A 22,493-nucleotide genomic window follows, 5' to 3' on the forward strand; every position below is an offset into this window, starting at 1 on the left:
CTTTCCGAGCCTTACGGACGCCTGACACGTTGCCCGCGGGTGGTGGCTCTGTCCGCAAACGTACAGGAACTTCGTTTCCCCTCTCCGGTTTTGACCATCCTGACAGGAGGTCATTATGCAACTCATCGAAACGAATGTTCACAGCGGCGAAGACACGACGACGGTTGAATTCGTCGGAGAGGGCGGGGAGAGGGTTTCGGTCTGCATGGTGGCGCATGACATTCCTGAAGTCGCCGCGATCACGCGCGCCAAGGAAATCATGGTGCAGCTCACCGCTTTCGATGCCGAACCCGCGCAGCAGGGCGATGTGGGCGACGACACCGAAAATGAGGAAGCTGTCGAGAATACCGGCTCCCGCTCCGAAGCACGGAGCTGATCATGGGCTCTCCCGTTACGATAATCACCGGGGCCGGATCCGGAATAGGTCGGGCCACGGCGGAGCTCCTTGCGGCAACGGGCCATCGTCTCGTGCTCTTCGACCGCGACAAAAACGGCCTCTCCGAAACGCGGGAGGCTCTCGTGACCGAGGCCGAGGCAATCACCATTGCCGGTGACGTTTCCGACGAAGCCGACGTCGGCGAGATGATCCAGAAAACGGAGGACCATTTCGGCCGCTTGGATGCGGTGGTGGCGAATGCCGGTATCAACGGCGTGTGGGCACCGATCGAGGATCTAAGCCCTTGCGAGTGGGACGAGACGATCCGCATCAATCTTCGCGGTACCTTCCTCACGCTTCACAAGGCCGTTCCGCTCCTGAAGAGTGCCGGAGGCGGGGCGATTGTCATCGTGTCGTCGATCAACGGGGTGCGCACCTTCACCAATCCCGGCGCGACTGCCTATAGCGCGACGAAGGCAGCGCAGGTGGCCATGGCGCAGCAACTCGCCCTGGAGCTTGGAAAACACCGCATCCGGGCAAATGTCGTCTGCCCGGGAGCCGTCGACACAAACATCGTCGCCGGCTCGGAAATCCGCAACCGCGCGGAAACGGAAGTACCGGTCATCTGGCCACAGGGCAGCATTCCCTTGACCGATGGCAGGCCTGGCCAGGCAATCGATGTCGCCAGGGTCATCCGATTTCTGCTCAGCGCCGAGGCATCGCATATGACCGGATCCCCCGTGTTCGTCGATGGCGGTCAGGGGTTGCTGCGATGATGGCCGGACAGGGCTGGGGGCCGCATTTTTGCAAGGACGGCTCGACGGTGTTCCGGCTTTGGGCGCCGGCCGAATCCACATCGGCGCTGGAGATTGATGGCTGCCGTGTTTCGATGGAGCGGCAGGACGAAGGTTGGTTCGCGGTCCGTCTCGACAGTCAACCCGTAGGAGCGCTCTACGCCTTCGTGCTTTCCGATGGGAGGCGCGTGCCCGATCCCGCCTCCCGCTTTCAGCCGCTGGGTGTGAATGGCCCGTCTTTACTGTGCGAGCCGGATCGTTTTGAATGGCGACAGACTGACTGGCGCGGACGTCCGTGGCAGGAGGCCGTGTTCTATGAGCTGCATGTCGGCACGTTCACGCGGGAGGGAACCTACAATGCAGCCGTCGAGCACTTGCCGCGACTTGCCGAGATCGGTTTCACCGCAATCGAACTCATGCCGATCGCCCAGTTTCCCGGCCGCTGGGGCTGGGGTTATGACGGTGTCTTCCAGTTTGCGCCGCACAACGCCTATGGCACGCCGGACGATCTGCGGCGCTTCGTTGACGCTGCTCATAAGCTAGGGCTGATGGTGTTCCTCGACGTCGTCTATAATCATTTCGGCCCGGAAGGTAACTTTCTGCCGCAGTATGCGCCCGGGTTCTTCCATAATGAGGATCCCACGCCGTGGGGATCTCGCATTGCGTTCGAGGAACCGGCGGTACGGTCGTACTTCATCGGAAACGTTCTTCATTGGCTGCAGGCGTATCGGTTCGATGGTCTTCGGCTCGATGCGGTCGATCAGATCGCCGATGCCGGAACGCCCCACATTCTGCGGGAAATCTCCGATACCGTGCATGCGGTGTTCACAGATCGTCAGGTGCATCTCGTTGTGGAAAATCCCAGCAATGGCGGCGATTTGCTGGCGGCAAACGAAAATGGTCATCGCCTGTTTGCGGCGGACTGGAACGACGAATTCCACCACGCCATGCACGTTGCCGTGACCGGGGAGGCCGAGGGCCATTACGCTCGTTACAAGGAGCGGCCCTGGCGACAGGTGAAGCACACGCTGGCGGAGGGGTATCTGGACCAAGGCAAGGTCACGGCCGGTCCTGTCCTGCCGCACTCTGCATCCCTGCCGCCGACGGCCTTCGTGCACTTTCTTCAAAATCACGATCAGGTCGGCAATCGGGCGCTGGGTGACCGGCTACATGCGTCAATCGATCCGAAGGTCCATTGTCTCCTGACCGAAATACTCTTTCTGTCGCCGCAGATACCGCTGGTCTTCATGGGCGATGACCATCTCAGCGACCGTCCGTTTCGCTTCTTTGCCGACTATAACGGAGATCTGGCTACTGACATCCACCGGAACCGGTTCAAGGAAGCGGAGAATTTTGGCGGCTATCCCGCTGGGGCAGGGCCGGAGGATATCGTTGATCCGAACGATTGGGTGACCTTCACAAGCTCGAAGCTCGACTGGTCGAACTTGGACGCGCCGGAGCGGCTGGACTGGCGCGCATTCATGACCCGTCTCATCGAAATCCGCCGTCGGTATATCGTTCCGCTGCTCGCAGATGCTCGCGGCTGCGCCGGGACCGTCATATCGCAAACGGACACGGAACTCTTCATCGACTGGCGGCTGAATGGCGGGCTGCTTCAACTGCGAGCAAATGCGTCCGATGAGCCTCGCACCCTTGGTGCAAACCTCGGCGATCTCGTGTACGCGCGCTGCCCGGTTGGAGCGAATAAGGAGGTACGCGCCTGGTCTACCCACCTCTTCTTTCGGCATTCGGCGAATTTCACGGGCGAGGCTGGTTCATGACGATAAGGAACTTTGTTGCGCCAACCTGGTTCGTGTGCCGGCGCTCCGCTGAGGACTGCGCCATGCAGGAGCGCGCGATCGATGACGGATACAGCATCTAAATTGCCGGGTGACCTCATGGATCGAGGAGATCCGCCACGCGACGGCGTATCCGAACCTATCCTGAAGCAGCTCGGGCCTGGCCTGATCACGGGCGCCGCGGATGACGACCCTTCCGGGATCGCCACCTATTCGCAGGCCGGCACGCAGTTCGGTTTCAATATGCTCTGGCTGATGCTGCTGACCTACCCGCTGATGTCAGCCATCCAGATGATCAGCGGGCGGATCGGCCGGGTGACGGGCTGCGGACTGGCCGCCAACTTGCGCACGATCTGGCCACGGTCAATGGTGTTGCTTCTGGTCGGTCTGCTGCTCGTCGCCAATACGATCAATATCGGCGCCAACCTATCCGCCATGGGTGCATCGGCCGAACTAGCGACAGGGCTACCGAGCATGCCGACGACCATCGCCTTCGCGATCGTGTCGCTAGGCCTGCAGATGTTCGTGCCTTACCATCGTTATGCCGCCTATTTGAAGTGGCTGACCATGGTCCTGCTGTCCTATGTCGCCGTGCTCTTCGTCGTCGAGATCGATTGGCTGGAGGCAGCCAAGGGCTTCGTCATGCCTTCGCTAGAGTTCAACGGCGAGACCTTCACGGTGATCGTCGCAATCCTCGGCACGACGATCAGCCCCTACCTGTTTTTCTGGCAGACCAGCCAGGAAGTGGAGGAAATCGAGGGTAAGGACGAGGCGCAACCATTGCGGCAGGCGCCGCGCCAGGCAAAGCGCGAACTGAAGCGCATCCGCATCGATACCTTCATCGGCATGGCGATCTCCAACCTCGTCGCCATCGCCATCATCATGAGTACCGCCGCTACGCTGCATGCGAGCGGAAAGACGCATATCGGGACCGCAGCCGATGTCGCCGAAGCCTTGAAACCCGTCGCGGGAAACTTCGCCTTCGCTCTGTTCAGCATCGGGATCATCGGAACCGGCATGCTTTCCATTCCCGTGCTCGCGGGCTCGGCCGCCTATGCAGCGTCGGAATGTTTCGGGTGGGCTTGCAGCCTGGAAAGCCGGCCGAGGGAGGCAGCAGGCTTCTATAGCGTCATCGCGATCGCCACCGTGCTCGGTCTTTCGATCGAGTTCCTTCCTGTCGATCCCATCCGCGCTCTTTTCTGGAGTGCCGTTATCAACGGCTTCGTCGCCGTCCCGATCATGGTCGGCATGATGATGGTCGTCAGCCGTCACGAACGGATGAAGCAGTTTACGGCCCGCCCGATGCTCGTTTGGACCGGCTGGTCGGCAACCGCTGTGATGGCAGCCGCGGCGGCGGCAATGGTGATCTATCGGTGATGTCTTAATACCGGAGCGTTCGACCCGCTCTGGAAATTGAGCGAGCGGGTCGTGGTTAGCTCTGTCCTAATGTGGGGATGTGTGCTGATCCACTGGAATTTTCTTCCGTGACCAAAAGCGCAATAAAGCGGGCTAGCCGTCGAGATCCTCGGCCATTTTCAGGTGGTGTTCGAGAGCCGGAAGCGTCTTTGCGGCCCATGCCTTCAGGTCGGCATTGTCGCCTTCAGAAGCGTAGCGCTTGAAGACATCGACGGCGTCCTCATGGGCATCTTCCTGATCGCTCTGGTAGGCATCGTCAAACTCCTTGCCCGAGAGGTTCTTGAGCTCGTCGAACGACTTCTTCTGCGCGTCAGACATGCCCATGGCCGCAGGCGCCTTTACCTTGCCGCCGTCGATCAGGCCCTTCAGTTCGCTCGATGTCTTCTGATGAGCGTCGATCATCTGCTGGGCGAATGCTTTTGTCGCGGCGCTACCTTTCTGCACCGCAAGCTTGCTCGATTCGATCTCGAAGATATCACTCATCGAGACCTCCTTCACGAAGTCCTCTGTTTTGGGAGGAATGTTCAAGGCGGAGTTGATGCCTGTGGTTTCGGCCGTCGATTGGGCAAAGGCGGCGGACGAAATCAGGAACACGGCAAAAGTGGCGGATAGAGTTTTCATGGCAGGTCTCCTTTGTTGTTTGAACCTCGCAGCCTGCCGCTTGTTCCGTGCGCCTTTACAGAAGAAGGCTAATCCTTGTCGCTCTTTATCGCGTCTGCCGTTGCTCCCAGCGTGTCGGCGACGAAGGCGCCACGCGCACCCATCGGAAGCGGCGGGCCTGTCGTGGTATCCCGTGCGGTCTGATGTTCGAGTTCCGCATTCAGTTCGGCTCCCACGATGAGAATACCGACCGAAAGCCAAATCCAGATGAGAAGGCCCATCAGGGCACCAAACGCGCCATAAGCAGCGTCATAGTCGGCGAAATTGCCGAGATAGAAGGAGAAGCCGACGGACATAACGATCCACGCGATCACCGTCAGCGCTGCGCCCCATGTCAGCCACCTCAGACGCGCCGGCGAGCGGCTCGGTCCATAACGGTAGATGCAGGTCACGGCGGCAAAAGCGAGCACCAGCAGGACTGGCCAGCGTAAGATCAGCAAAAGCCGCTCGTCGGACCCGTCTAGCCAGATATAGGCCAGGATGGCTGGAAGGAGAGCGACAGCGCCGATCAAAGCGGTAAGCCCCATGATTGCGCCGATCGTGAACGCCAGCCCGATCAGATTCCGCTTGAAGAAACCGCGCTTTTCATCCTCGTCATAGGCCACGTTCATCGCGTCGAAGATCGCGAGAACGCCGTTTCGCGTACTCCAAAGTGCAATGACGAGGCCAGCGAAGAAGGTCAATCCGAGCGTCCGGTCCCGGCTGGCGGCAAGACTGGCGATCTGATCGGCGACGATCTTGAAAGAACCGGGCGGAAGAAGCGACGCCAAGGCGTTGAGGTGATCTGCCATGGTCGATGGATCGGCGACAAGGCCATAGAGCGACACCAAAGCCGCCAAAGCGGGAAAGATGGCCAGCAGCAGATAGAAGGTTACACCGGCAGAGATAAGCATCACCCGGTCGGTCGAAACCTCATGGAACACCCGCCAGAAGACATCGCGAAGACCTTGGGCCGGGATTGACTCCGGCACCTCGGCTTCGCGGCCATGCGCATCGATGTCATGCTCGTCGGGAACCAGCCCGGACGCTCGTCGTGGCGGCGCAGCCACCCAGAGCGCTGCGCCGGCAATTGCCATCAATGCGATTGTCGATGCCAGCCGTTTCGAGCCGGCGCGATGACCTCTCGACATTTTACGGACGACCGGGGCGTACCGTCATCGATAGTCTCTCCTTCTAGCACCATACCCGGCGCCGAGAATGAAGGACAATGCGGTCGCGAGGCCGACGGCCACCAGAGGTCGCTCGCTGATGATCTGCTCAACGCGGCGTTCGATCACGCCGGCTGTGGCGCGCGCGGTGTCGCTGGAGCCGGAGATGGTGGCGCGTAAACGGTCGCGAAGGTTCTCGAGATCGCGTCGTATCGCGTAAAGCTCGGCGGCATGATCATCTGTCGACGCCGAGGGATCATTCGATGGGTGGAGCCCGAGAGGTTCACTTTCGTGAGGCTCGGCCTCTGCCGCTATCGAACCGGTCGCAGTCGCGGTGTGCGTCACGGAAACCGGGTCCGATGCTGGAAAGGTATCCTCCAGTCCCTTGTCGAGCCGGGTCTTGCGTTTTGCCGTCTGTTCCGCCTGCTCGTTCAGCAACGATATGACAGCGGGTGAAACGGGGTCATTGTCCATGCGTGCCTCCATAAATTCGCGTGGTTAGATCAGCTTGAGAGCGGTCTGCTCTCGACAGGCGAGAGTTTTGAAACCGGCGGCGCGCCGCTTTGCAAATCGGGGAGCGCCCATGACTGCCAGGCGGCGGTGGTGGTTGTCACGAAATTGGCCCATGCGAGGGCGGGAAGGAAGGCAAGGCTCAAGCCGATATCGGCAAGTTCGCTCCAGGCGTAAAGTCCGCTTTGGGAGACGGCTTCCTGCGCATCGGATGCGGTGTCAAGCGCGGGGTCGGCTATCACGCCGCGAGGGATGGGCTCACCGATAGGGTTGATGGTCATTGCCTGATCTCCATGTCTAATGATCGCAACGGAAACCAAGTCTGGGATCGGAAGTTCCCCGTCGGGCGAATTTTGCAGGCAACCTCGGCCGGCGCGAACGGGTATTGCACTGCTCCTTTCGCTTGGCCGAGGAGGTGCCCTTCAGCGAATGTCATCCGGATGAGGTGTCGATAGAGCGGTCGGCGATGTTGTCAGACGGTCCTGCGCTATCTATCTGTCGTCGGGTATTCAGAGGTTACGACATTGGCGAAACGCGCAGGAAGCGCCGATCTTCCCCTGCATGGCGGAAAAGTTCCGAGATGGCTCGGAGATCGTATGACGCGGCTCGGCGCGGTGATCACCGAGGCGATCGTTCATCACTATGGACGCGATGAGTATCTGCGCCGGCTGGCCAATCCTTTCTGGTTCCAGTCCTTCGGCGCCGTCATGGGAATGGATTGGCATTCCTCGGGCATCACGACCAGTGTTCTCGGCGCCTTGAAGCGCGGCCTGGTTCCGCTCTCCGGTGAGCTGGGCCTTCATGTCTGTGGCGGGCGCGGCGCCCAGTCACGCAAGACGCCGGGCGAATTGATGAACATCGCCGATCGCGTCGGCCTCGACGGCGTGGGACTTTCTACGACGAGCCGATTGGTCGCGAAGATAGACAGTGCCGCGGTGCAGGATGGGTTCGACCTCTATCTGCACGGATTTGTGGTTGCCGACGATGGAAAATGGGTTGTCGTACAACAGGGCATGAACGGCGACAGGCGTCAGGCTCGGCGGTATCACTGGCTGTCCGAGGGGCTGAACGGTTTTCTCGATTCACCGCATGCCGCCATCGAGGGGAGGGATCAGGGGGAAATCGTCAATCTTGCCGACAGGCGCGCGAAACCCTCGCGGGAGGCGCAACTCGATCTTCTCGCATCGTTGGGGCCGGACCGTATCATCCGCGAACTGGCCTCGATCGAAGCGCCGGCATGCGGCGTGAAAGAAAGCGGCGCGCAACTCACCTTGCCGCATCTCGTTATGCCTGCACATCACGACGTACGCGAAAGCGACATCAACATGCGGCGCCTGCACGGCAATCTCGCTGCGGCAGCGGAGCGCGGAGCGGCCGATTTCGAGGGGCTGCTCCTCACGCCTGGCGTGGGGGCGCGCACTGTTCAGGCTCTGGCCTTGGTGGCCGAGGTCGTGCACGGGGCACCCTGCCGCTTTTCCGATCCCGCCCGGTTTTCGCTCGCCCATGGTGGTAAGGACAGGCACCCTTACCCGGTGCCGTTGAAAGTGTATGACGAGACGATCGGCGTGATGAAATCCGCAGTCCGCAAGGCGAAGTTGGGCTTGGACGAGGAATTGCAGGCATTGAAGCGGCTGGACGAACAAAGCCGTCAACTCGAACGCTATGTGACGGGGCCGGATCTGAAGGAGATCGTCGCCGGGGAATTTCGCCAATCGGCCGCCGTCGGCGGCCGCAGCGTGTTCGGCTGGGAACGTGATCTCAAGAAGTCGAATTCAGACGATTAGGCTTGCCCCCGCGCAATATATTCCTGCCACGAGCCGGCGGCCGGGCGTGCCGAATAACTCACGTCGCCTCCACGCTTGATGATGGATGACGCCGCCGTTCGATCGTCACTCCGGGTCGGCTGCCATCGCCTCGTTGGCTCGCATCGGCTGAAGGTCACCTTCGGTGATATGGAGGAGGTCTGCGGTCGCGCCTTCACGATCGTATTTTTCACTCGCGATGCTTTCGAGCAGCGGCCTGTGCCGTTTCAGGAGCCCGACCGGCCCGAGCGGGTCGGAATCGAAAAATTGTAGGGTGCTGGCATAAATGAAGACGTTGATTGTCGTGCCCTCGGCCGTCAGCATTGGCCAGAAGAGCCCTAGTTCCTTTGGCGCCGATGCGCCGTTCTTCTTCATGAGAGGCATTTCGTTTCCTGCATGCGCATGTCTGTTGTCGGGAAGGCCCGCTGCAGCGGGGGCTGCAAAAACCTCCCCGGTTCGTCTCCGTGAAACGGAAGGACGGTGCTGAAGTGGAGCGCGGTCGCTGGAAGTCAATCTTCTTGGCAAATGGCAGTCGAAATGACGAAGGGCGCGACCCTGTCGGAAAGCGCCCGTCGAACCCGGACGATGTCCTGGAGCGTTCGGCGCCTGAGATATTCGGTTCGCCCTTGCAGCATCAGAAATGCATATCGATAGACGCGCGAACCTTAGCGATCCCCTCCGAGATGCAGCTCTTTGGTATGGAGGAATAACCCATACGGAAGAAACGGCACGGATCACTGCTTTTCGGAAAGAAGGGCGCGCCGGATTCGACGAGCACGCCATCCTGCCGAAGGACTTGCACCAGCCGGTCCGCATCCAGCCCTTCCGGACCCTCCATCCAAAAGGACGTTCCGCCGAAAGCGGAGGCGCCAGCAATCTTCAGACCTTCGCGTTGAAACGCCTCGGCCATCGCAATGTGACGCGCATGATATTCCGTGCGCATGCGGTGCAGCACCGCATCGTAGTGACCGAGAGCGAGGAAATAGGCGGCCGTTCGCTGCAGGTGGCCGGGCGGATGGCGCAACATCAGCGAGCGCAGGGCGCGCGCCTTGCGAATGAACGGCGCGGGCGCGACGAGGTAGCCGAGCCGGAGGCCGGGGAACAGCGACTTGGAGAAACTGCCGATATAAAGAACGCGGCCTGTCGTGTCGAAGGCCTTGAGCGCTGGGGAGGGCGGGGCGAGGAAGCTGATCTCGAACTCGTAGTCGTCTTCGACGATGACGAAATCCCGCTCGATCGCCGCCTGCAGGAGCCGGACTCGGCGGTCGATCGGCATGGTGGCGCCGGTCGGCGAATGGTGGCTGGGCGTCACCACGACGGCATCGACATCCTCCGGCAAGCTGTCCGGCGGCAGGCCCTCCGCATCGACGTCGATGGTCGTCACCCTGGCGCCGCTCATGAGCAGCGAAGCGCTGATATCGGGGTGGCAGGGGTTTTCGCACACCGCGCTGGAGCCGTGTTGCAGGATAAGCCGGGTGACGATCCACAGCGCGTTCTGCGCGCCCACGGTAACGAGGATCTCATCGGGCGTCGCGTGGATGCCGCGTCGCGGCAGGGTGCGCGAACAGATATAGTTGACGAGCCGCACGTCGTCGGCTGCGGCAAAATCGCTGGCCATGAGGATGAAATCTTCACGGGCGAGCGCGCGGCGGGCACAGTCGCGCCACGCGTTCAGATCGAACAGGGTCGGGTCCATCTGGCCATAGAGGAACGGATAGGGGTAGCGCCGCCAGTCGAGCGGCTTCTCCACCTGGCGAACCGCGTCGAAATCCATCGTCACCTTGCTGTCCCAGTCGACGGGCTGCGCACCGAGCGGCAGCGCGATATTCTCCGCGCCACGGCCCGGCGGATTGCTGGCGATGCGGTAGGCACTGCGGCCCACCACCTCGAGGTAACCCTGAGAGACGAGTTCCTGATAGGCGAGCGTCACGGTGATGCGCGAGATGCGGAGGTAGTCGGCGAGCCTTCGGGTGGAGGGAAGCTGCGCGCCGGGCTGGATCCGGCCGCCGACCACGGCCGAAACGACCGTCTCGCGCAGCTGCGCCTGGAGGCCAAGCCCATTTTCGCGCTCGATGAAGAAGATCGTCTCGGAAACGTATGTCCGCATGATCGGCGTCCTCCGGATCATCTGGACTTATTCAACTTCCAAACTGGATATAACGCAAGCCGTATAACGGGCTTATCTCTATAACCACGAGACCGGCACAGCCGGCGGGGATCACCAAAGGAGGACAGCATGCTTTTCAGGACTTTTCAGGGCCTGGCGGCCACGACGACGCTTATGGCAGGGCTTTTTGCGTCAGGCACGGCTTACGCTGAGACCCAGCTGGTCGTCGGCTACCAGCAGATTGTCGGCCCGTTCGTGGCGGCCATCGCCGACGGCCGTTTCGACGCCGCCGCCAAGGAGGCGGGTTACAGCATCGACTGGCGCCAGTTCTCGTCGGCCGGCGACATCACGACGGCGCTGGCCTCGGGCGACGTGCCGATCGGCGTGATCGGTTCCACCGGCACGGCGGCCGCGGCAACGCGCGGCGTCGACCTGCAGCTCTTCTGGATCCTCGACAATATCGGCAAGTCCGAGGCGCTGGTCGCCCGCAACGGCTCCGGAATCGAGAAGCCGGAAGACATGAAGGGCAAGAAAGTCGCGGTGCCCTTCGTCTCGACCTCGCATTTCCATCTGCTGGTCGGCATGAGCCAGGTGTGGAAGGTCGATCCGAAGGAGGTCGAAATCCTCAACCTGAAGCCGCCGCAGATCGTTGCCGCCTGGCAGCGCGGCGATATCGATGCCGCCTATGTCTGGCCGCCGGCGCTGTCGGAAATCCTGAAGACCGGCAAGACCATCTCCGACAGCGAGGTCATCGGCGCGGCGAGCGTGCCGACCTTCGACGGTCTGGTGGTCGACAAGGCCTGGGCGGCGGAGAATCCGAAGCTCATGGAGGCCTTCACCAAGGTGCTGGCCCAGTCCTATGCGGATTACAATGCCAACAAGGCATCCTGGACGGTGGATTCCGCGCCGGTCCAGGGCATCGTCAAGCTCATCGGCGGCGACGGCCCGAGCACGGTGGAGGCCCTCAACCTGCTCTCCTTCCCGAATGCCGACGAACAGGCATCCGATACATGGCTTGGCGGCGGCGCGACCCGCGCGCTCAATGAAAGTGCGAAATTCCTCGTCGAGCAGAAGCAGATCGGCAAGGCGCTCGACGATTACGCGCCCTATGTGAACGCCGATTTCGCCAAGGCGGCCGCGAAATAACGCGTATCTGCCGCACTTGCACCGGCCGCCTTTGGCCGGCCGGTGCCACCTTCATCGCATAGAGCAGGTCCAGCGAAACCGCTTGCGCCGTTTCGCGTTCGGAGTTGCGTCAGAATCTATACGACCCGTGACCGAGGTGCAGGGAGGCATGTCGCATGGAAACGCTTAGCGTCAGAAACATCAGTCTAACCTATCCGGGGCTTTACTCGGACCAGGCGGTGATTGCCCTCAAGGGGGTCAATCTTACCATCAACAGCGGCGATTTCGTCGTCGCACTCGGCGCATCGGGCTGCGGAAAGACGACGCTGCTCAACCTGATGGCGGGCTTCATGGCGCCGTCGGACGGTGATATCTCGCTCGGCAACCACCGCGTCAACGGCCCCGGCGCCGAACGCGGCGTGGTGTTCCAGAAGCATGCGCTCCTGCCATGGCTGAACGTCATGGAGAACACCGAATTCGGCCTGAAGCTGCGCGGTGTCGACAAGACGAAGCGCCGGGAACTGGCGGCCAAGAACCTGGCGCTGGTCGGGCTGCAGGATTTCCATAACCACATGATCTATCACCTTTCCGGCGGCATGCAGCAGCGTGTCGGCATCGCGCGCGCCCTGACCTGCGATCCCGCCATGCTGCTGATGGACGAGCCCATGGCCGCCCTCGACGCGCTGACGCGCGAAACCATCCAGGAACTGCTTCTGAAGGTCTGGCAGCTCACCAACAAGATGTTCTTCTTCATCACGCACAGCGTGGAGGAAGCGCTTTTCCTCGGTTCGCGGCTGATCGTCATGTCGCCGCGCCCCGGCCGCATCACCCATACCTACGAACTCGATTTCAATCGCCGGTTCCTCGCGGAGGGCAATGCCCGCGCCATCAAGTCCAGCCCGGAATTCATCCGCATGCGCGAGGAGGTCCTGGGCATCATCTATGGCGACGAGCGAGCGTCCGGCAATCCGGAGGTGGCCCATGCTTGACCGTGTGACCCGCGCCAAGCCCGCGAAGGCGGGCAAGATCTTCGGTGCCCCCGGCGACGGCGCCAGCGGCCTGATCAGCCTGACGACATCCTTCGTGCTCATCGCGCTCTGGTTCCTCGTCACGGAATCGGGCTGGGTCAAGCCGCTCTTCCTACCTTCGCCGCTGGCGGTCTGGGACAAGTTTGTGCTGGCGCTGACCGAGGGGGTTTCGAATTCGACTCTCCTGCAGCACACGCTGGCGAGTATCACCCGCGTCTTCGGTGCCTTCGCGCTTGCTCTCATCACCGCGGTGCCGATCGGTATCCTGATGGGCGTCAACCGCTTCGTGCGCGGCCTGTTCGACCCGATTATCGAATTCTACCGCCCGCTGCCGCCGCTCGCCTATCTGCCGCTCGTCATCATCTGGCTCGGCATCGGTGAATTCCCGAAGGTATTCCTGATCTATCTGGCGATCTTCGCGCCGATGGCGATTGCCGCCCGGGCCGGGGTGCGCTCGGTCTCGACGGAGCAGATCCACGCCGCCTATGCCATGGGCGCCACCCGCGGGCAGGTCATCAGCCAGGTGATCATGAAGGCTGCACTGCCGGAAATCTTCACCGGCATGCGCATCGGCATCGGTGTCGGCTGGACGACGCTGGTGGCCGCCGAAATGGTGGCGGCCAACCGCGGCCTCGGCTTCATGGTTCTGAATGCGGCCGAAAACCTCGAAAGCGATACCGTGATCATGGGCATCCTCATCATCGGCATCTTCGCCTTCGCCTTCGACCTTCTGATCCGCTACCTCGAAAAGGTGCTGATCCCCTGGAAGGGGCGCATCTAGCCCCTCCACCCGCTCCAATCGATCCGGCCTGGCGGCCAGTGAGGACGGTATCCGCCGTCCCCGGCGGAGCCATGCCTTCCGACAGCAGAGGACATGACGATGACTTTGACCGCAACCGACCTGAAATCCCTGTTCGACGCCTTCAACCGTCACGACATCGATGGGGTCATGCATTTCATCTCCGAGGACTGCGTTTTCCATGCGGTCGGCGGCCCCGAGGTCTACGGCGCCCGCTTCACCGGCCGGCAGGCCATCGCCGACGCCTTCAGCGGCGTGTGGCAGGCGATGCCTGACGCCGAATGGGCCGATCACAGCCATTTCGCCGACGGCGATCGCGGCGTTTCCGAGTGGACCTTCCGCGGCACGGCGGCCGATGGCAGCCGCATCGAGGCGGAAGGCTGCGACCTCTTCACCTTCAAGAATGGCAAGATCGTGCGCAAGCAGGCGTTCCGCAAGAACCGCCCGGTCCTGCAGCCCCGCTACTGACGGCCGGAGCAAAGCCATGCAACAGCACGCCATGCCCCTGAAGGTCGAAAGGCAGCCCTTCGATCCGGCCTACGATCCCAACCATGCGCCGAGCCCCGGCGCCGGCAAGGACTATGCCCCGACCTACTGGATCGGCACCGCCGGCCCGGAACCGGAAGACGACGGTCCCGTCACCCAAGACATGGACGTTGACGTTGCCATCATCGGCTCGGGCTATACGGGTCTCTCCTGCGCCATCCACCTGGCGCGCGAGCACGGCATCAAGGCGACCGTGCTGGAGGCCAATGGCGTCGCCTGGGGCTGCAGCACCCGCAATGGCGGGCAGGCGCAGATTTCCGCCGGCCGCCTGAAGCGCTCGCAGTGGATCGCCCGATGGGGCGTCGAAGTCGCGCGCAGGATGCATGCCGAGATTTCCGAGGGCTTCGACCTGTTCCGCTCGCTGATCCGCGAACCGGAGATCGATTGCGACCCACAGGACGGCGGCCATCTCTATATCGCCCATCGCGACAAGGTGCTACCGGCGCTCGAAAACGAGGTGCGCGTGCTCAACGACACCTTCGGCTACCGCGCCCGCATGGTCTCACGCGGCGAGGTAGAGAGCGATTTCGTGCGGGACGCGGAAGCGCGCGGCGCGATGTACGAACCCGACGGCATGGGCATCCACGCCGCCAAGCTCGCCTTCGGCTATCTGCGCCTTGCGCGACGTCTGGGTGCGAAGGTGCACACCGCTAGCCCCGTGCTCGATTGCACGGCGAAGGGCGGCATGCATTACCTGCGCACGCCGGGCGGCACGGTCCGGGCGCGTGCGGTCTGCATCGCCACGGCCGGCTACACCGCGCCGACCATGAATGCGCTGACGAAGCACCGTCTGATGCCGATCCTGTCGAATTCCATCGTCACGCGGCCGCTGACCGAGAGTGAACGCGACGCCCTGAACTTCAAGACGCGCATTCCGCTGACCGACACGCGTACGTTGCGCCACTACTACCGCATGATGCCGGACGGGCGCGTGCAGATCGGCAGCCGCAGCGCCATCACCGGGCGCGATGCCGTCAATCCGAAGCATCTCGACCTGCTGCTGGAAGGCCTCTACCGCAAGTTCCCGATCCTGCGCGGCATCAAGGTCGATTATTCCTGGTGGGGGTGGGTGGATGTCAGCCACGACATGATGCCCCGCATCTTCCAGCCGGACCCGTCCCAGACGCTGTTCTACGCCATGGGCTATGGCGGCAACGGCGTCATGTATTCGGCCCAGGCGGGCCGCCGCATGGCCCAGATGGTCGCCGGCAAGGGCGGCAGCCTCGACCTGCCGATCTTCACCTCCCCCCTGCCGAGCCACGGCCTGCTGACGCCGTTCCGGCGGCTCGGCCAGTGGGGCATGTACCGCTGGTACTACCTGCGCGACGAAATCCTCTAACCCATTGACATCAATTCCCCCAGGAAAGGAACCCGCCATGAAAATGACCACCGAGGAAGCCTTCGTCAAAGTTCTCCAGATGCATGGGCTCGAACATGCCTTCGGCATCATCGGCTCGGCCATGATGCCGGTATCGGACCTCTTCCCCAGGGCCGGCATCAAGTTCTGGGACTGCGCGCACGAGACCAATGCCGGCATCATGGCCGACGGCTTCAGCCGTGCGACCGGCACGATGGCGATTGCCATTGGCCAGAACGGTCCCGGTGTCACCGGATTCATCACCGCCATCAAGACGGCCTACTGGAACCACACGCCGCTCCTGATGGTCACGCCCCAGGCGGCCAATAAGACGATCGGCCAGGGCGGCTTCCAGGAAGTCGACCAAATGGCGATGTTCGAGGAGATGGTCTGCTACCAGGAAGAGGTGCGTGACCCCTCGCGCATTCCCGAAGTGCTGAACCGGGTCATCGAGAAGGCCTGGCGCGGCTGTGCGCCTGCGCAGATCAACATCCCGCGCGACTACTGGACCCAGGTGATCGACGTCGACTTGCCGTCCATCGTGCGCTTCGAGCGCCCGGCCGGCGGCCCGCAGGCCATTGCGGAGGCGGCTAAGCTGCTCTCCGAGGCGAAGTTCCCGGTCATCCTCAACGGCGCAGGCGTCGTCATCGGCGGCGCCATCGGCGAATCCATGGCGCTGGCCGAGCGGCTCGATGCGCCGGTCTGCTGCGGCTACCAGCACAACGATGCCTTCCCCGGCAGCCATCGCCTGTCCGTCGGCCCGCTCGGCTATAACGGCTCGAAGGCGGCGATGGAGCTGATCTCCAAGGCTGACGTGGTTCTCGCGCTCGGTACCCGCCTCAACCCGTTTTCGACCTTGCCGGGCTACGGCATCGACTATTGGCCGAAGAATGCCGCGATCATCCAGGTCGATATCAATCCCGACCGCATCGGCCTGACCAAGAAGGTCAGCGTCGGCATTTGCGGCGATGCCAAGCAGGTGGCGAACCAGATCCTCGAGCAATTGTCGCCTTCGGCGGGCGATGCCGGCCGCGAAGAGCGCAAGGCGGTAATCCACCAGACCCGCTCGGCCTGGCAGCAGCAGCTCTCCTCGATGGACCACGAGGACGACGATCCGGGTACGGAATGGAACGAGGGCGCCCGCAACCGCGAGCCGGACCGCATGTCGCCGCGCCAGGCCTGGCGGGCGATCCAGTCCGCGCTGCCGAAGGAAGCCATCGTTTCCACTGACATCGGCAACAACTGCGCCATCGGCAACGCCTATCCGACGTTCGAGAAGGGCCGCAAATATCTCGCACCGGGCATGTTCGGCCCCTGCGGTTACGGCTTCCCCTCGATCGTCGGCGCCAAAATCGGCTGCCCGAATGTACCTGTCGTCGGCTTTGCCGGTGACGGCGCCTTCGGCATCTCGATGAACGAGATGGGGGCGATCGGCCGCGAGGGATGGCCGGCGATCACCATGGTGATCTTCCGCAACTATCAGTGGGGGGCGGAAAAGCGCAACACGACGCTGTGGTATTCCAACAATTTCGTCGGCACCGAGCTGAACCCCAATCTCAGCTACGCCAAGGTGGCGGAGGGCTGTGGCCTGAAGGGGGTTGCAGTCGATACGCCGGCGGCGCTGACCGAGGCTCTGGCCAAGGCCATCGAGGACCAGATGAATGGTGTCACGACCTTCGTGGAGGTCATCCTCAACCAGGAGCTCGGCGAGCCCTTCCGCCGCGACGCCATGAAGAAGCCTGTGCCGGTTGCCGGCATCGACCGCGCCGACATGCGCCCGCAGAAGCGCGCCTGACGCATCGCAATGTCCTGCCCGGTTCGCCGGGCGGGACAGGTCTCAAGCCCAAGCGAACGGAACGTCACCATGAGCCTCGCCTCCGTACAAGACCGCTTCCGAGCCATGCCGTCGGGTTTTTCCGCCTACTGGCCGGGCTTCGCCGTCACCGCCGCGGTGGCCGTCGCCGCCCAGTTCCTTTCCGACCACTATGGCGCGCCCGCCATGCTGATAGCGCTGCTGCTCGGCATCGCCTTCCACTTCCTCTCCGAGGAGGGGCGGTGTGTGGCCGGTATCGATTTCTGTTCCAAGAAGGTGCTGCGTATCGGCGTGGCGCTGCTCGGCATGCGCATCAGCGTCGATCTTCTGATCGGGCTCGGTGCGGGCACCATCCTGCTCCTGGTCTGCGCCATCGCGGCCACTATTGGCTTCGGCCTTTTGGCGGCCAAGCTGCTCGGGCGGGGCTGGCGGTTGGCGCTCATCACCAGCGGCTCCGTCGCGATCTGCGGCGCCTCGGCCGCCATGGCGATCGCCGCCGTGCTGCCGAAGAACGAGTTCTCCGAACGCAACCTTATCTTCACCGTGCTCTCGGTCACGGTGCTCTCCACGCTCGCCATGATCGCCTATCCGATCCTCGCCCAATATATGGGGCTCGACGCGCGGGCGACGGGCATCTTTTTCGGCGGCACCATCCATGACGTGGCGCAGGTCGTCGGCGCGGGCTTCTCGGTCTCGCCCGAGGCCGGAGAGACGGCGACACTCGTCAAGCTCATCCGCGTCACCATGCTGGCGCCGGTCGTGCTGACCTATTCCCTCGTGCTGCGCAACGTGCCGCAGGGCGAGGGCGACACGGGCAAGCGCCCGCCGCTGCTGCCCGGCTTCGTCGTCGCCTTCCTCATCCTCGCCGCGCTCAATTCCTTCGGCCTGATACCGGACATGGTGGCGAAGGCCGGCTCGGAAGCCTCGCGCTGGGCGCTGCTCGCCGGAATCGTCGCGGTCGGCATGCGCACGTCGCTCCGCCGCGTGCTCGATGTCGGGGGCGACGCCGTCGCGCTCGTCGTCGCCGAGACCCTGTTCATCGCCGGTTTCATCCTCGTCGGAATCCACTATTTGGGGCACGCCTGATGAAACCGCTCGACCATATCCTGCAAGCCGCGAAAGCCGCGCCGCGCCGCATCGTGCTGGCCGAAGGGGAAGATCCGCGCATCGTCGAAGGGGCGGTGCGGGCGGCAAACGACGGTCTGGCCGAGATCGTCCTCGTCGGCAACCGCGACACGATCGAAGCCCGCCTTGCGGAGGCGGACGCCGCACCCGGTCTCGTCCTTATCGAAGACCCCGCTGTTTCCTCGCTCACCCCGCGTCTTGCAAGCGCCTATCATGCTCTGCGGGCCGGCAAGGGCGTTGATGCCGAAGCGGCCGCGGAGGCGCTGCGCTCGCCGCTCGTCTTCGCCGCCATGATGGTACGGGAAGGGGAGGCGGACGGCACGGTCGGCGGCGCGGTGGCGACGACCGCCGACACGGTGCGCGCCGCGCTCCAGACCATCGGCCGCGCGCCCGGCGTCGGCCTTGTGTCGAGCTTCTTCCTGATGATGCTGTGCGCGCCGCATCACGTGAGGAAGGGCGTCTTCGTCTTTTCCGATTGCGGCCTCGTCGTCGATCCCGATGCGGCGGGCCTTGCCGATATCGCCATCGCCTCGGCACGCTCCTACGAGGCGCTGGCCGGCGCGCCGGCGAGGGTGGCCATGCTCTCCTTCTCGACCGCCGGCAGCGCGGCGCATGAGCGGGTCTCGAAGGTGGTGGAGGCGACGCGGCTTGCGCATGCCAGCGCCCCCGATCTCGTCATCGACGGCGAATTGCAGTTCGACAGCGCCTTCGTCGAGGCCGTCAGCACCGCCAAGGCGCCGCAATCGGTGCTGCACGGGGCGGCGAATGTCTTCGTCTTCCCCAATCTGGACGCCGCCAATATCGGCTACAAGATCGCGCAACGAATCGGCGGCGCCACCGCCATCGGGCCCATCCTCCAGGGTCTCGCCAAGCCCGCAAACGATCTCTCTCGCGGCTGCAGTGCCGACGATGTCTTCCACATGATCGCGGTGACGGTAGTGCAGGCGGCAGGGTAACGCACCGTAGCTCGCCTCAACGGGGGCAGCTTCTCGGAACGCATTCTGGAACTGCGCCTGCAGGACGCCAAGGCGATGCTGACCGATGCGCGCCATCAGGACAAGCGCATCGGTGACATCGCGCTCGAGGTCGGGTTCGGAGACATCTCGTATTTCAATCGCAGTTTCAGGAAACGCTTCGGATGCAGCCCGAGCGCGGCGCGGTGAACCCGTCGCCGGCAAATGGGATTATCCCCTGCCGGCGGCGCGATGAAGCCATCGCGCGTGCAATCGAGGCGATCACCAAGGCGCCGACACCCGATTGCGAAATCTACGCCATCAGGCTCGGCGGTGCGGTTTGCGATGTCGACGATGCCGCAACGGCCTATTCCGGCAGGAAAGCGGACTATTACTGGATCGCCGAGCTGGTATGGGACGATCCCTACGACGACTCTCGGTGCCTTGCCTGGGTGCGGGAGGCTGCAGCGCATCTGGCCAGCAAGGCGATCGCCGGCAACTACGTCAACGAGCAGGGCGACGACGATCCGTCGTGGCCCAATTGGCCTATGGCCCCGGAAAGTACGAACGCCTGGCGAGATTGAAAGCCCGTTTCGATCCGAAAATATCGCGCCCGCTGACTGACGTGTCCATTTCCCACTCGAAGGCAATGGCGGCTGGTTGACCTTCATAGTGGAACCCGTTTCCCCGGCAGACTCGTAACCATCGTGCGATCCCGGCGGCCGGCATCGTCATCCGGCCTTGACGGGCTCTTTACGCAGGAAGCGTTTGGAGCGAAATTGCGCTTCGTCCCGTTCCAAGAGCGCAATCCAGAATGAACACTGCTTCCCGCATTCCGGCCGAACGCTTCCAACAGATTCTCGACAGTGCAATCGATACCGGCATCATAACGCTGGACGTCAACGGCACGATAACCGGCTGGAGCAAGGGCGCCGAGACGCTGCTTGGCTGGTCTGAGGGCGAGATGCTTGGAAAGACGCTGGTTACGATCTTCCCGCCGGAGGACGGGCCGGCGTCCATTCTCGCAGCCGAGCTTGAGAATGCTCGATTAAACGGCAGGGGAAGCGGCGAAGGATGGCGACTGACGAAGGGCGGGGATCGTATCTGGGCGGTCGGTGAAACCACCCCCATGCTGGATGAGCAGCGCCGGCTGGTCGGCTTCGTCAAGATCCTGCGCGACCGCACGGAGCAGAGGGACACCGAAATCGCGTTGCATGAGCGGACACGGGCGCTTGAGATTCTCAATCGCGCGGGCGCGGCGCTGGCGCGTGAGAACGATTTGGACAAGCTCGTCCAGCTGGTGACCGATGCCGGTGTCGAACTCACCGGCGCGCAATTCGGCGCGTTCTTCTACAATGTCATCAATACGGCGGGGGAGAGCTACACGCTCTACACCCTGTCCGGCGTACCGCGCGAGGCATTCTCGAAATTTCCTATGCCCCGCAACACGCAGGTCTTTGCTCCGACGTTTCTTGGCGAAGGCATCGTTCGTTCGGACGACATCACGAAAGACCCGCGCTATGGCAAGAACGCGCCTCGCCAAGGCATGCCGGAAGGTCACCTGCCGGTCCGCAGTTACCTTGCGGTGCCCGTGATCTCCCGCACCGGCGACGTGATCGGAGGGCTCTTCTTCGGACATGCCGATGTCGGCGTCTTCAACGACGCCTCGGAAACCGGCTTAGCCGGGCTGGCCGGCGAGGCAGCAGTCGCAATGGATAACGCGCGCCTCAACGAGGCGGCACATCGCGAACTGGCTGAACGGCGGCGTGCCGAAGAGGCTCTGAAAGAGCTCAACGCCAATCTAGAACATCTCGTCAAGCAAAAGACGGAGGAACTTACGCAGAATGCCGAGGCGCTGAGACAGGCCCAGAAGATGGAGGCGATCGGCCAGCTGACGGGGGGCGTCGCTCACGATTTCAATAATCTGCTGCAGATCATCGTTGGTAATCTCGACACGTTGAGCCGAAACTTGCCGCCCGAAGCCGGCCGTTTGCGTCGTGCCGCGACACAGGCCATGACCGGCGCGCGGCGCGCAGCCGCCCTTACACAAAGACTTCTCGCTTTTGCCCGCCGCCAACCGCTCGATCCCAAGCCGATCGATGCCAATAGCCTTATCAGAGGCATGTCGGATCTTCTCTATCGAACCCTGGGCGAGATTTATCAGATCGAGGTTGTGCTGGCCGGTGGGCTTTGGAAAACGGAAGCTGATCCAAACGAGCTGGAAAGTACGTTGCTCAATCTCGCGATCAATGCCCGTGATGCCATGCCCGACGGCGGGAAATTGACGATCGAGACGTTCAACGCCCATCTGGACGAGGCCTATGCCGCGCTGCATGCGGAAATCTTGCCGGGGCAATATATCGCCATCTGCGTTTCGGATACCGGAACGGGTATGGATGCCGAGACGATGTCGCGTGTCTTCGAGCCGTTCTTCACGACCAAGGATCAGGGCAAGGGCACCGGATTGGGCTTGAGCCAAGTCTATGGCTTCGTCAAACAGTCAAAAGGCCATGTGAAGATCTATTCGGAGCTGGGCGAGGGCACGACGGTAAAGATCTACCTCCCGCGGATGACGGCCGATGGCCTTGCAGAGGACGTCATCGAAAATATCGTCATTCCGGAGGCGGCGTCCGGAGAGGTCATTCTGGTTGTCGAGGATGATCCGGATGTTCGCGCCTATTCGGTGGAGTCCCTGCAGGAGCTCGGCTACCATGTCCTGGAAGCCAAGGATGGACCCACAGCCCTGCAGATTCTCGTCAGCGGCAGCAAGATCGACTTGATCTTCTGCGACGTCGTCCTGCCTGGCGGCATGAGCGGAGCGGACGTTGTCGCGAAAGCGCGGGAAATCTATCCGCATATGCGCGCACTGTTTACGACCGGCTATTCCCGGAATGCCATCGTGCATCACGGCCGCCTGGACAAGGGCGTGCATCTCCTGACCAAGCCGTTCTCGCTTGAGGACCTGGCGGTGCGCATCAGGGATATCCTTGATCGGAGAGGCTAGAGCATTTCCAGCCAAAGCGAAGTCGCTTTGGCGTCGGATAATGCGGCAAAACAAGAGCCTAGAGCATTTCCGGTGAACCCGTGTTCACCGGAAATGCTCTAGCCGGCAAATGGAGCGTCGGATCGCCTGTT

22 protein-coding genes are annotated in these 22,493 nt (G+C 62.6%); 16 read left to right on the forward strand and 6 right to left on the reverse strand.

Annotated elements, in window-relative coordinates; all coding sequences use genetic code 11:
- Window positions 1-115 precede the first annotated feature (115 nt).
- The 4 genes from ACOZKU_RS01065 to ACOZKU_RS01080 all read left to right on the forward strand — a co-directional run bounded on the left by ACOZKU_RS01065 (window position 116) and on the right by ACOZKU_RS01080 (window position 4,346).
- Entirely contained in the window at window positions 116-376 is a 261-nt protein-coding gene (locus tag ACOZKU_RS01065; protein WP_314093040.1) for a hypothetical protein, read from the forward strand.
- Window positions 373-1,152 (forward strand): SDR family oxidoreductase, encoded by a 780-nt coding sequence (locus ACOZKU_RS01070; protein ID WP_421577319.1) that lies wholly within the window; start codon window positions 373-375, stop codon window positions 1,150-1,152. The genes ACOZKU_RS01065 and ACOZKU_RS01070 overlap by 4 nt, the downstream gene beginning before the upstream one ends.
- On the forward strand, window positions 1,149-2,951 hold the full coding sequence (gene treZ, locus ACOZKU_RS01075) for a malto-oligosyltrehalose trehalohydrolase (RefSeq protein WP_421577285.1): 1,803 nt from the start codon (window positions 1,149-1,151) through the stop codon (window positions 2,949-2,951). Before ACOZKU_RS01070 ends, treZ begins: the two co-directional genes overlap by 4 nt.
- A 117-nt stretch (window positions 2,952-3,068) precedes the next feature.
- Window positions 3,069-4,346 (forward strand): Nramp family divalent metal transporter, encoded by a 1,278-nt coding sequence (locus tag ACOZKU_RS01080; protein ID WP_421577320.1) that lies wholly within the window; start codon window positions 3,069-3,071, stop codon window positions 4,344-4,346.
- Window positions 4,347-4,478: 132 nt separating this feature from the next.
- Here ACOZKU_RS01080 and ACOZKU_RS01085 read toward each other — a convergent pair whose 3' ends face one another.
- The 4 genes from ACOZKU_RS01085 to ACOZKU_RS01100 all read right to left on the reverse strand — a co-directional run bounded on the left by ACOZKU_RS01085 (window position 4,479) and on the right by ACOZKU_RS01100 (window position 6,984).
- On the reverse strand, window positions 4,479-5,006 hold the full coding sequence (locus ACOZKU_RS01085) for a DUF4142 domain-containing protein (RefSeq protein ID WP_421577286.1): 528 nt from the start codon (window positions 5,004-5,006) through the stop codon (window positions 4,479-4,481).
- A 68-nt stretch (window positions 5,007-5,074) separates the two neighbouring features.
- A complete protein-coding gene (locus tag ACOZKU_RS01090; protein ID WP_421577287.1) occupies window positions 5,075-6,121 on the reverse strand; it encodes a YihY/virulence factor BrkB family protein in 1,047 nt (348 codons plus the stop codon).
- Window positions 6,122-6,199: 78 nt separating this feature from the next.
- The gene (locus ACOZKU_RS01095; protein ID WP_421577288.1) at window positions 6,200-6,667 is read right to left on the reverse strand and encodes a hypothetical protein; all 468 of its coding nucleotides are present in this window, start codon (window positions 6,665-6,667) and stop codon (window positions 6,200-6,202) included.
- Between the two features lie 29 nt (window positions 6,668-6,696).
- Complete coding sequence (locus ACOZKU_RS01100) at window positions 6,697-6,984, reverse strand: hypothetical protein (RefSeq protein WP_421577289.1); 288 nt, start codon at window positions 6,982-6,984, stop codon at window positions 6,697-6,699.
- Window positions 6,985-7,227: 243 nt separating this feature from the next.
- Here ACOZKU_RS01100 and ACOZKU_RS01105 point away from each other — a divergent pair, with 243 nt between their 5' ends.
- The gene (locus ACOZKU_RS01105) at window positions 7,228-8,487 is read left to right on the forward strand and encodes a DUF763 domain-containing protein (protein WP_421577290.1); all 1,260 of its coding nucleotides are present in this window, start codon (window positions 7,228-7,230) and stop codon (window positions 8,485-8,487) included.
- A 105-nt stretch (window positions 8,488-8,592) separates the two neighbouring features.
- On the opposite strand, the gene ACOZKU_RS01110 is transcribed toward ACOZKU_RS01105, so the two are convergent.
- Window positions 8,593-8,880, reverse strand: coding sequence for a hypothetical protein (locus ACOZKU_RS01110; protein ID WP_421577291.1), 288 nt, complete (start codon window positions 8,878-8,880; stop codon window positions 8,593-8,595).
- 259 nt (window positions 8,881-9,139) lie between these two features.
- Window positions 9,140-10,612, reverse strand: a complete 1,473-nt coding sequence (locus tag ACOZKU_RS01115; RefSeq protein ID WP_421577292.1) for a PLP-dependent aminotransferase family protein — start codon at window positions 10,610-10,612, stop codon at window positions 9,140-9,142.
- A 174-nt stretch (window positions 10,613-10,786) separates the two neighbouring features.
- Between ACOZKU_RS01115 and tauA the strand changes: the two genes are divergently transcribed.
- The 11 genes from tauA to ACOZKU_RS01170 all read left to right on the forward strand — a co-directional run bounded on the left by tauA (window position 10,787) and on the right by ACOZKU_RS01170 (window position 22,362).
- Window positions 10,787-11,758, forward strand: coding sequence for a taurine ABC transporter substrate-binding protein (gene tauA, locus ACOZKU_RS01120; RefSeq protein WP_314093233.1), 972 nt, complete (start codon window positions 10,787-10,789; stop codon window positions 11,756-11,758).
- Window positions 11,759-11,913: 155 nt separating this feature from the next.
- The gene (locus ACOZKU_RS01125) at window positions 11,914-12,726 is read left to right on the forward strand and encodes a taurine ABC transporter ATP-binding protein (RefSeq protein ID WP_421577293.1); all 813 of its coding nucleotides are present in this window, start codon (window positions 11,914-11,916) and stop codon (window positions 12,724-12,726) included.
- On the forward strand, window positions 12,719-13,546 hold the full coding sequence (locus ACOZKU_RS01130) for an ABC transporter permease subunit (RefSeq protein WP_421577294.1): 828 nt from the start codon (window positions 12,719-12,721) through the stop codon (window positions 13,544-13,546). The genes ACOZKU_RS01125 and ACOZKU_RS01130 overlap by 8 nt, the downstream gene beginning before the upstream one ends.
- Before the next feature lie 105 nt (window positions 13,547-13,651).
- Entirely contained in the window at window positions 13,652-14,032 is a 381-nt protein-coding gene (locus ACOZKU_RS01135; protein WP_421577321.1) for a nuclear transport factor 2 family protein, read from the forward strand.
- A gap of 16 nt (window positions 14,033-14,048) precedes the next feature.
- A complete protein-coding gene (locus ACOZKU_RS01140) occupies window positions 14,049-15,449 on the forward strand; it encodes an NAD(P)/FAD-dependent oxidoreductase (RefSeq protein WP_421577295.1) in 1,401 nt (466 codons plus the stop codon).
- A gap of 37 nt (window positions 15,450-15,486) precedes the next feature.
- Window positions 15,487-17,262, forward strand: a complete 1,776-nt coding sequence (xsc, locus tag ACOZKU_RS01145) for a sulfoacetaldehyde acetyltransferase (RefSeq protein WP_421577296.1) — start codon at window positions 15,487-15,489, stop codon at window positions 17,260-17,262.
- A 69-nt stretch (window positions 17,263-17,331) separates the two neighbouring features.
- The gene (locus tag ACOZKU_RS01150; protein ID WP_421577297.1) at window positions 17,332-18,366 is read left to right on the forward strand and encodes a YeiH family protein; all 1,035 of its coding nucleotides are present in this window, start codon (window positions 17,332-17,334) and stop codon (window positions 18,364-18,366) included.
- Entirely contained in the window at window positions 18,366-19,361 is a 996-nt protein-coding gene (pta, locus tag ACOZKU_RS01155; protein ID WP_421577298.1) for a phosphate acetyltransferase, read from the forward strand. Before ACOZKU_RS01150 ends, pta begins: the two co-directional genes overlap by 1 nt.
- Before the next feature lie 57 nt (window positions 19,362-19,418).
- Window positions 19,419-19,568: a helix-turn-helix domain-containing protein gene (locus tag ACOZKU_RS01160; protein ID WP_421577322.1), complete on the forward strand. Its 150-nt coding sequence runs from the start codon at window positions 19,419-19,421 to the stop codon at window positions 19,566-19,568.
- Window positions 19,544-19,942, forward strand: a complete 399-nt coding sequence (locus ACOZKU_RS01165; RefSeq protein ID WP_421577299.1) for a hypothetical protein — start codon at window positions 19,544-19,546, stop codon at window positions 19,940-19,942. The genes ACOZKU_RS01160 and ACOZKU_RS01165 overlap by 25 nt, the downstream gene beginning before the upstream one ends.
- Window positions 19,943-20,172: 230 nt before the next feature.
- Window positions 20,173-22,362 carry an ATP-binding protein gene (locus tag ACOZKU_RS01170; RefSeq protein WP_421577300.1) on the forward strand — a complete coding sequence of 730 codons (2,190 nt, stop codon included), beginning with the start codon at window positions 20,173-20,175 and terminating at the stop codon, window positions 22,360-22,362.
- Window positions 22,363-22,493 lie beyond the last annotated feature (131 nt).

Source organism: Shinella sp. M31 (assembly GCF_049199205.1).
In the GTDB taxonomy this organism is placed as follows: domain Bacteria; phylum Pseudomonadota; class Alphaproteobacteria; order Rhizobiales; family Rhizobiaceae; genus Shinella.

What these genes read in the sequence shown, in the direction of transcription:
- ACOZKU_RS01170 (WP_421577300.1), top strand. Translation starts at nt 20,173, where the DNA reads ATGAACACTGCTTCCCGCATTCCGGCCGAACGCTTCCAACAGATTCTC.
- ACOZKU_RS01090 (WP_421577287.1), bottom strand. Translation starts at nt 6,121, where the DNA reads ATGGCAATTGCCGGCGCAGCGCTCTGGGTGGCTGCGCCGCCACGACGA.
- ACOZKU_RS01100 (WP_421577289.1), bottom strand. Translation starts at nt 6,984, where the DNA reads ATGACCATCAACCCTATCGGTGAGCCCATCCCTCGCGGCGTGATAGCC.
- ACOZKU_RS01150 (WP_421577297.1), top strand. Translation starts at nt 17,332, where the DNA reads ATGAGCCTCGCCTCCGTACAAGACCGCTTCCGAGCCATGCCGTCGGGT.
- ACOZKU_RS01095 (WP_421577288.1), bottom strand. Translation starts at nt 6,667, where the DNA reads ATGGACAATGACCCCGTTTCACCCGCTGTCATATCGTTGCTGAACGAG.
- ACOZKU_RS01065 (WP_314093040.1), top strand. Translation starts at nt 116, where the DNA reads ATGCAACTCATCGAAACGAATGTTCACAGCGGCGAAGACACGACGACG.
- ACOZKU_RS01125 (WP_421577293.1), top strand. Translation starts at nt 11,914, where the DNA reads ATGGAAACGCTTAGCGTCAGAAACATCAGTCTAACCTATCCGGGGCTT.
- ACOZKU_RS01140 (WP_421577295.1), top strand. Translation starts at nt 14,049, where the DNA reads ATGCAACAGCACGCCATGCCCCTGAAGGTCGAAAGGCAGCCCTTCGAT.
- ACOZKU_RS01080 (WP_421577320.1), top strand. Translation starts at nt 3,069, where the DNA reads ATGGATCGAGGAGATCCGCCACGCGACGGCGTATCCGAACCTATCCTG.
- treZ (WP_421577285.1), top strand. Translation starts at nt 1,149, where the DNA reads ATGATGGCCGGACAGGGCTGGGGGCCGCATTTTTGCAAGGACGGCTCG.
- ACOZKU_RS01085 (WP_421577286.1), bottom strand. Translation starts at nt 5,006, where the DNA reads ATGAAAACTCTATCCGCCACTTTTGCCGTGTTCCTGATTTCGTCCGCC.
- ACOZKU_RS01115 (WP_421577292.1), bottom strand. Translation starts at nt 10,612, where the DNA reads ATGCGGACATACGTTTCCGAGACGATCTTCTTCATCGAGCGCGAAAAT.
- ACOZKU_RS01130 (WP_421577294.1), top strand. Translation starts at nt 12,719, where the DNA reads ATGCTTGACCGTGTGACCCGCGCCAAGCCCGCGAAGGCGGGCAAGATC.
- xsc (WP_421577296.1), top strand. Translation starts at nt 15,487, where the DNA reads ATGAAAATGACCACCGAGGAAGCCTTCGTCAAAGTTCTCCAGATGCAT.
- tauA (WP_314093233.1), top strand. Translation starts at nt 10,787, where the DNA reads ATGGCAGGGCTTTTTGCGTCAGGCACGGCTTACGCTGAGACCCAGCTG.
- ACOZKU_RS01110 (WP_421577291.1), bottom strand. Translation starts at nt 8,880, where the DNA reads ATGAAGAAGAACGGCGCATCGGCGCCAAAGGAACTAGGGCTCTTCTGG.
- pta (WP_421577298.1), top strand. Translation starts at nt 18,366, where the DNA reads ATGAAACCGCTCGACCATATCCTGCAAGCCGCGAAAGCCGCGCCGCGC.
- ACOZKU_RS01165 (WP_421577299.1), top strand. Translation starts at nt 19,544, where the DNA reads ATGCAGCCCGAGCGCGGCGCGGTGAACCCGTCGCCGGCAAATGGGATT.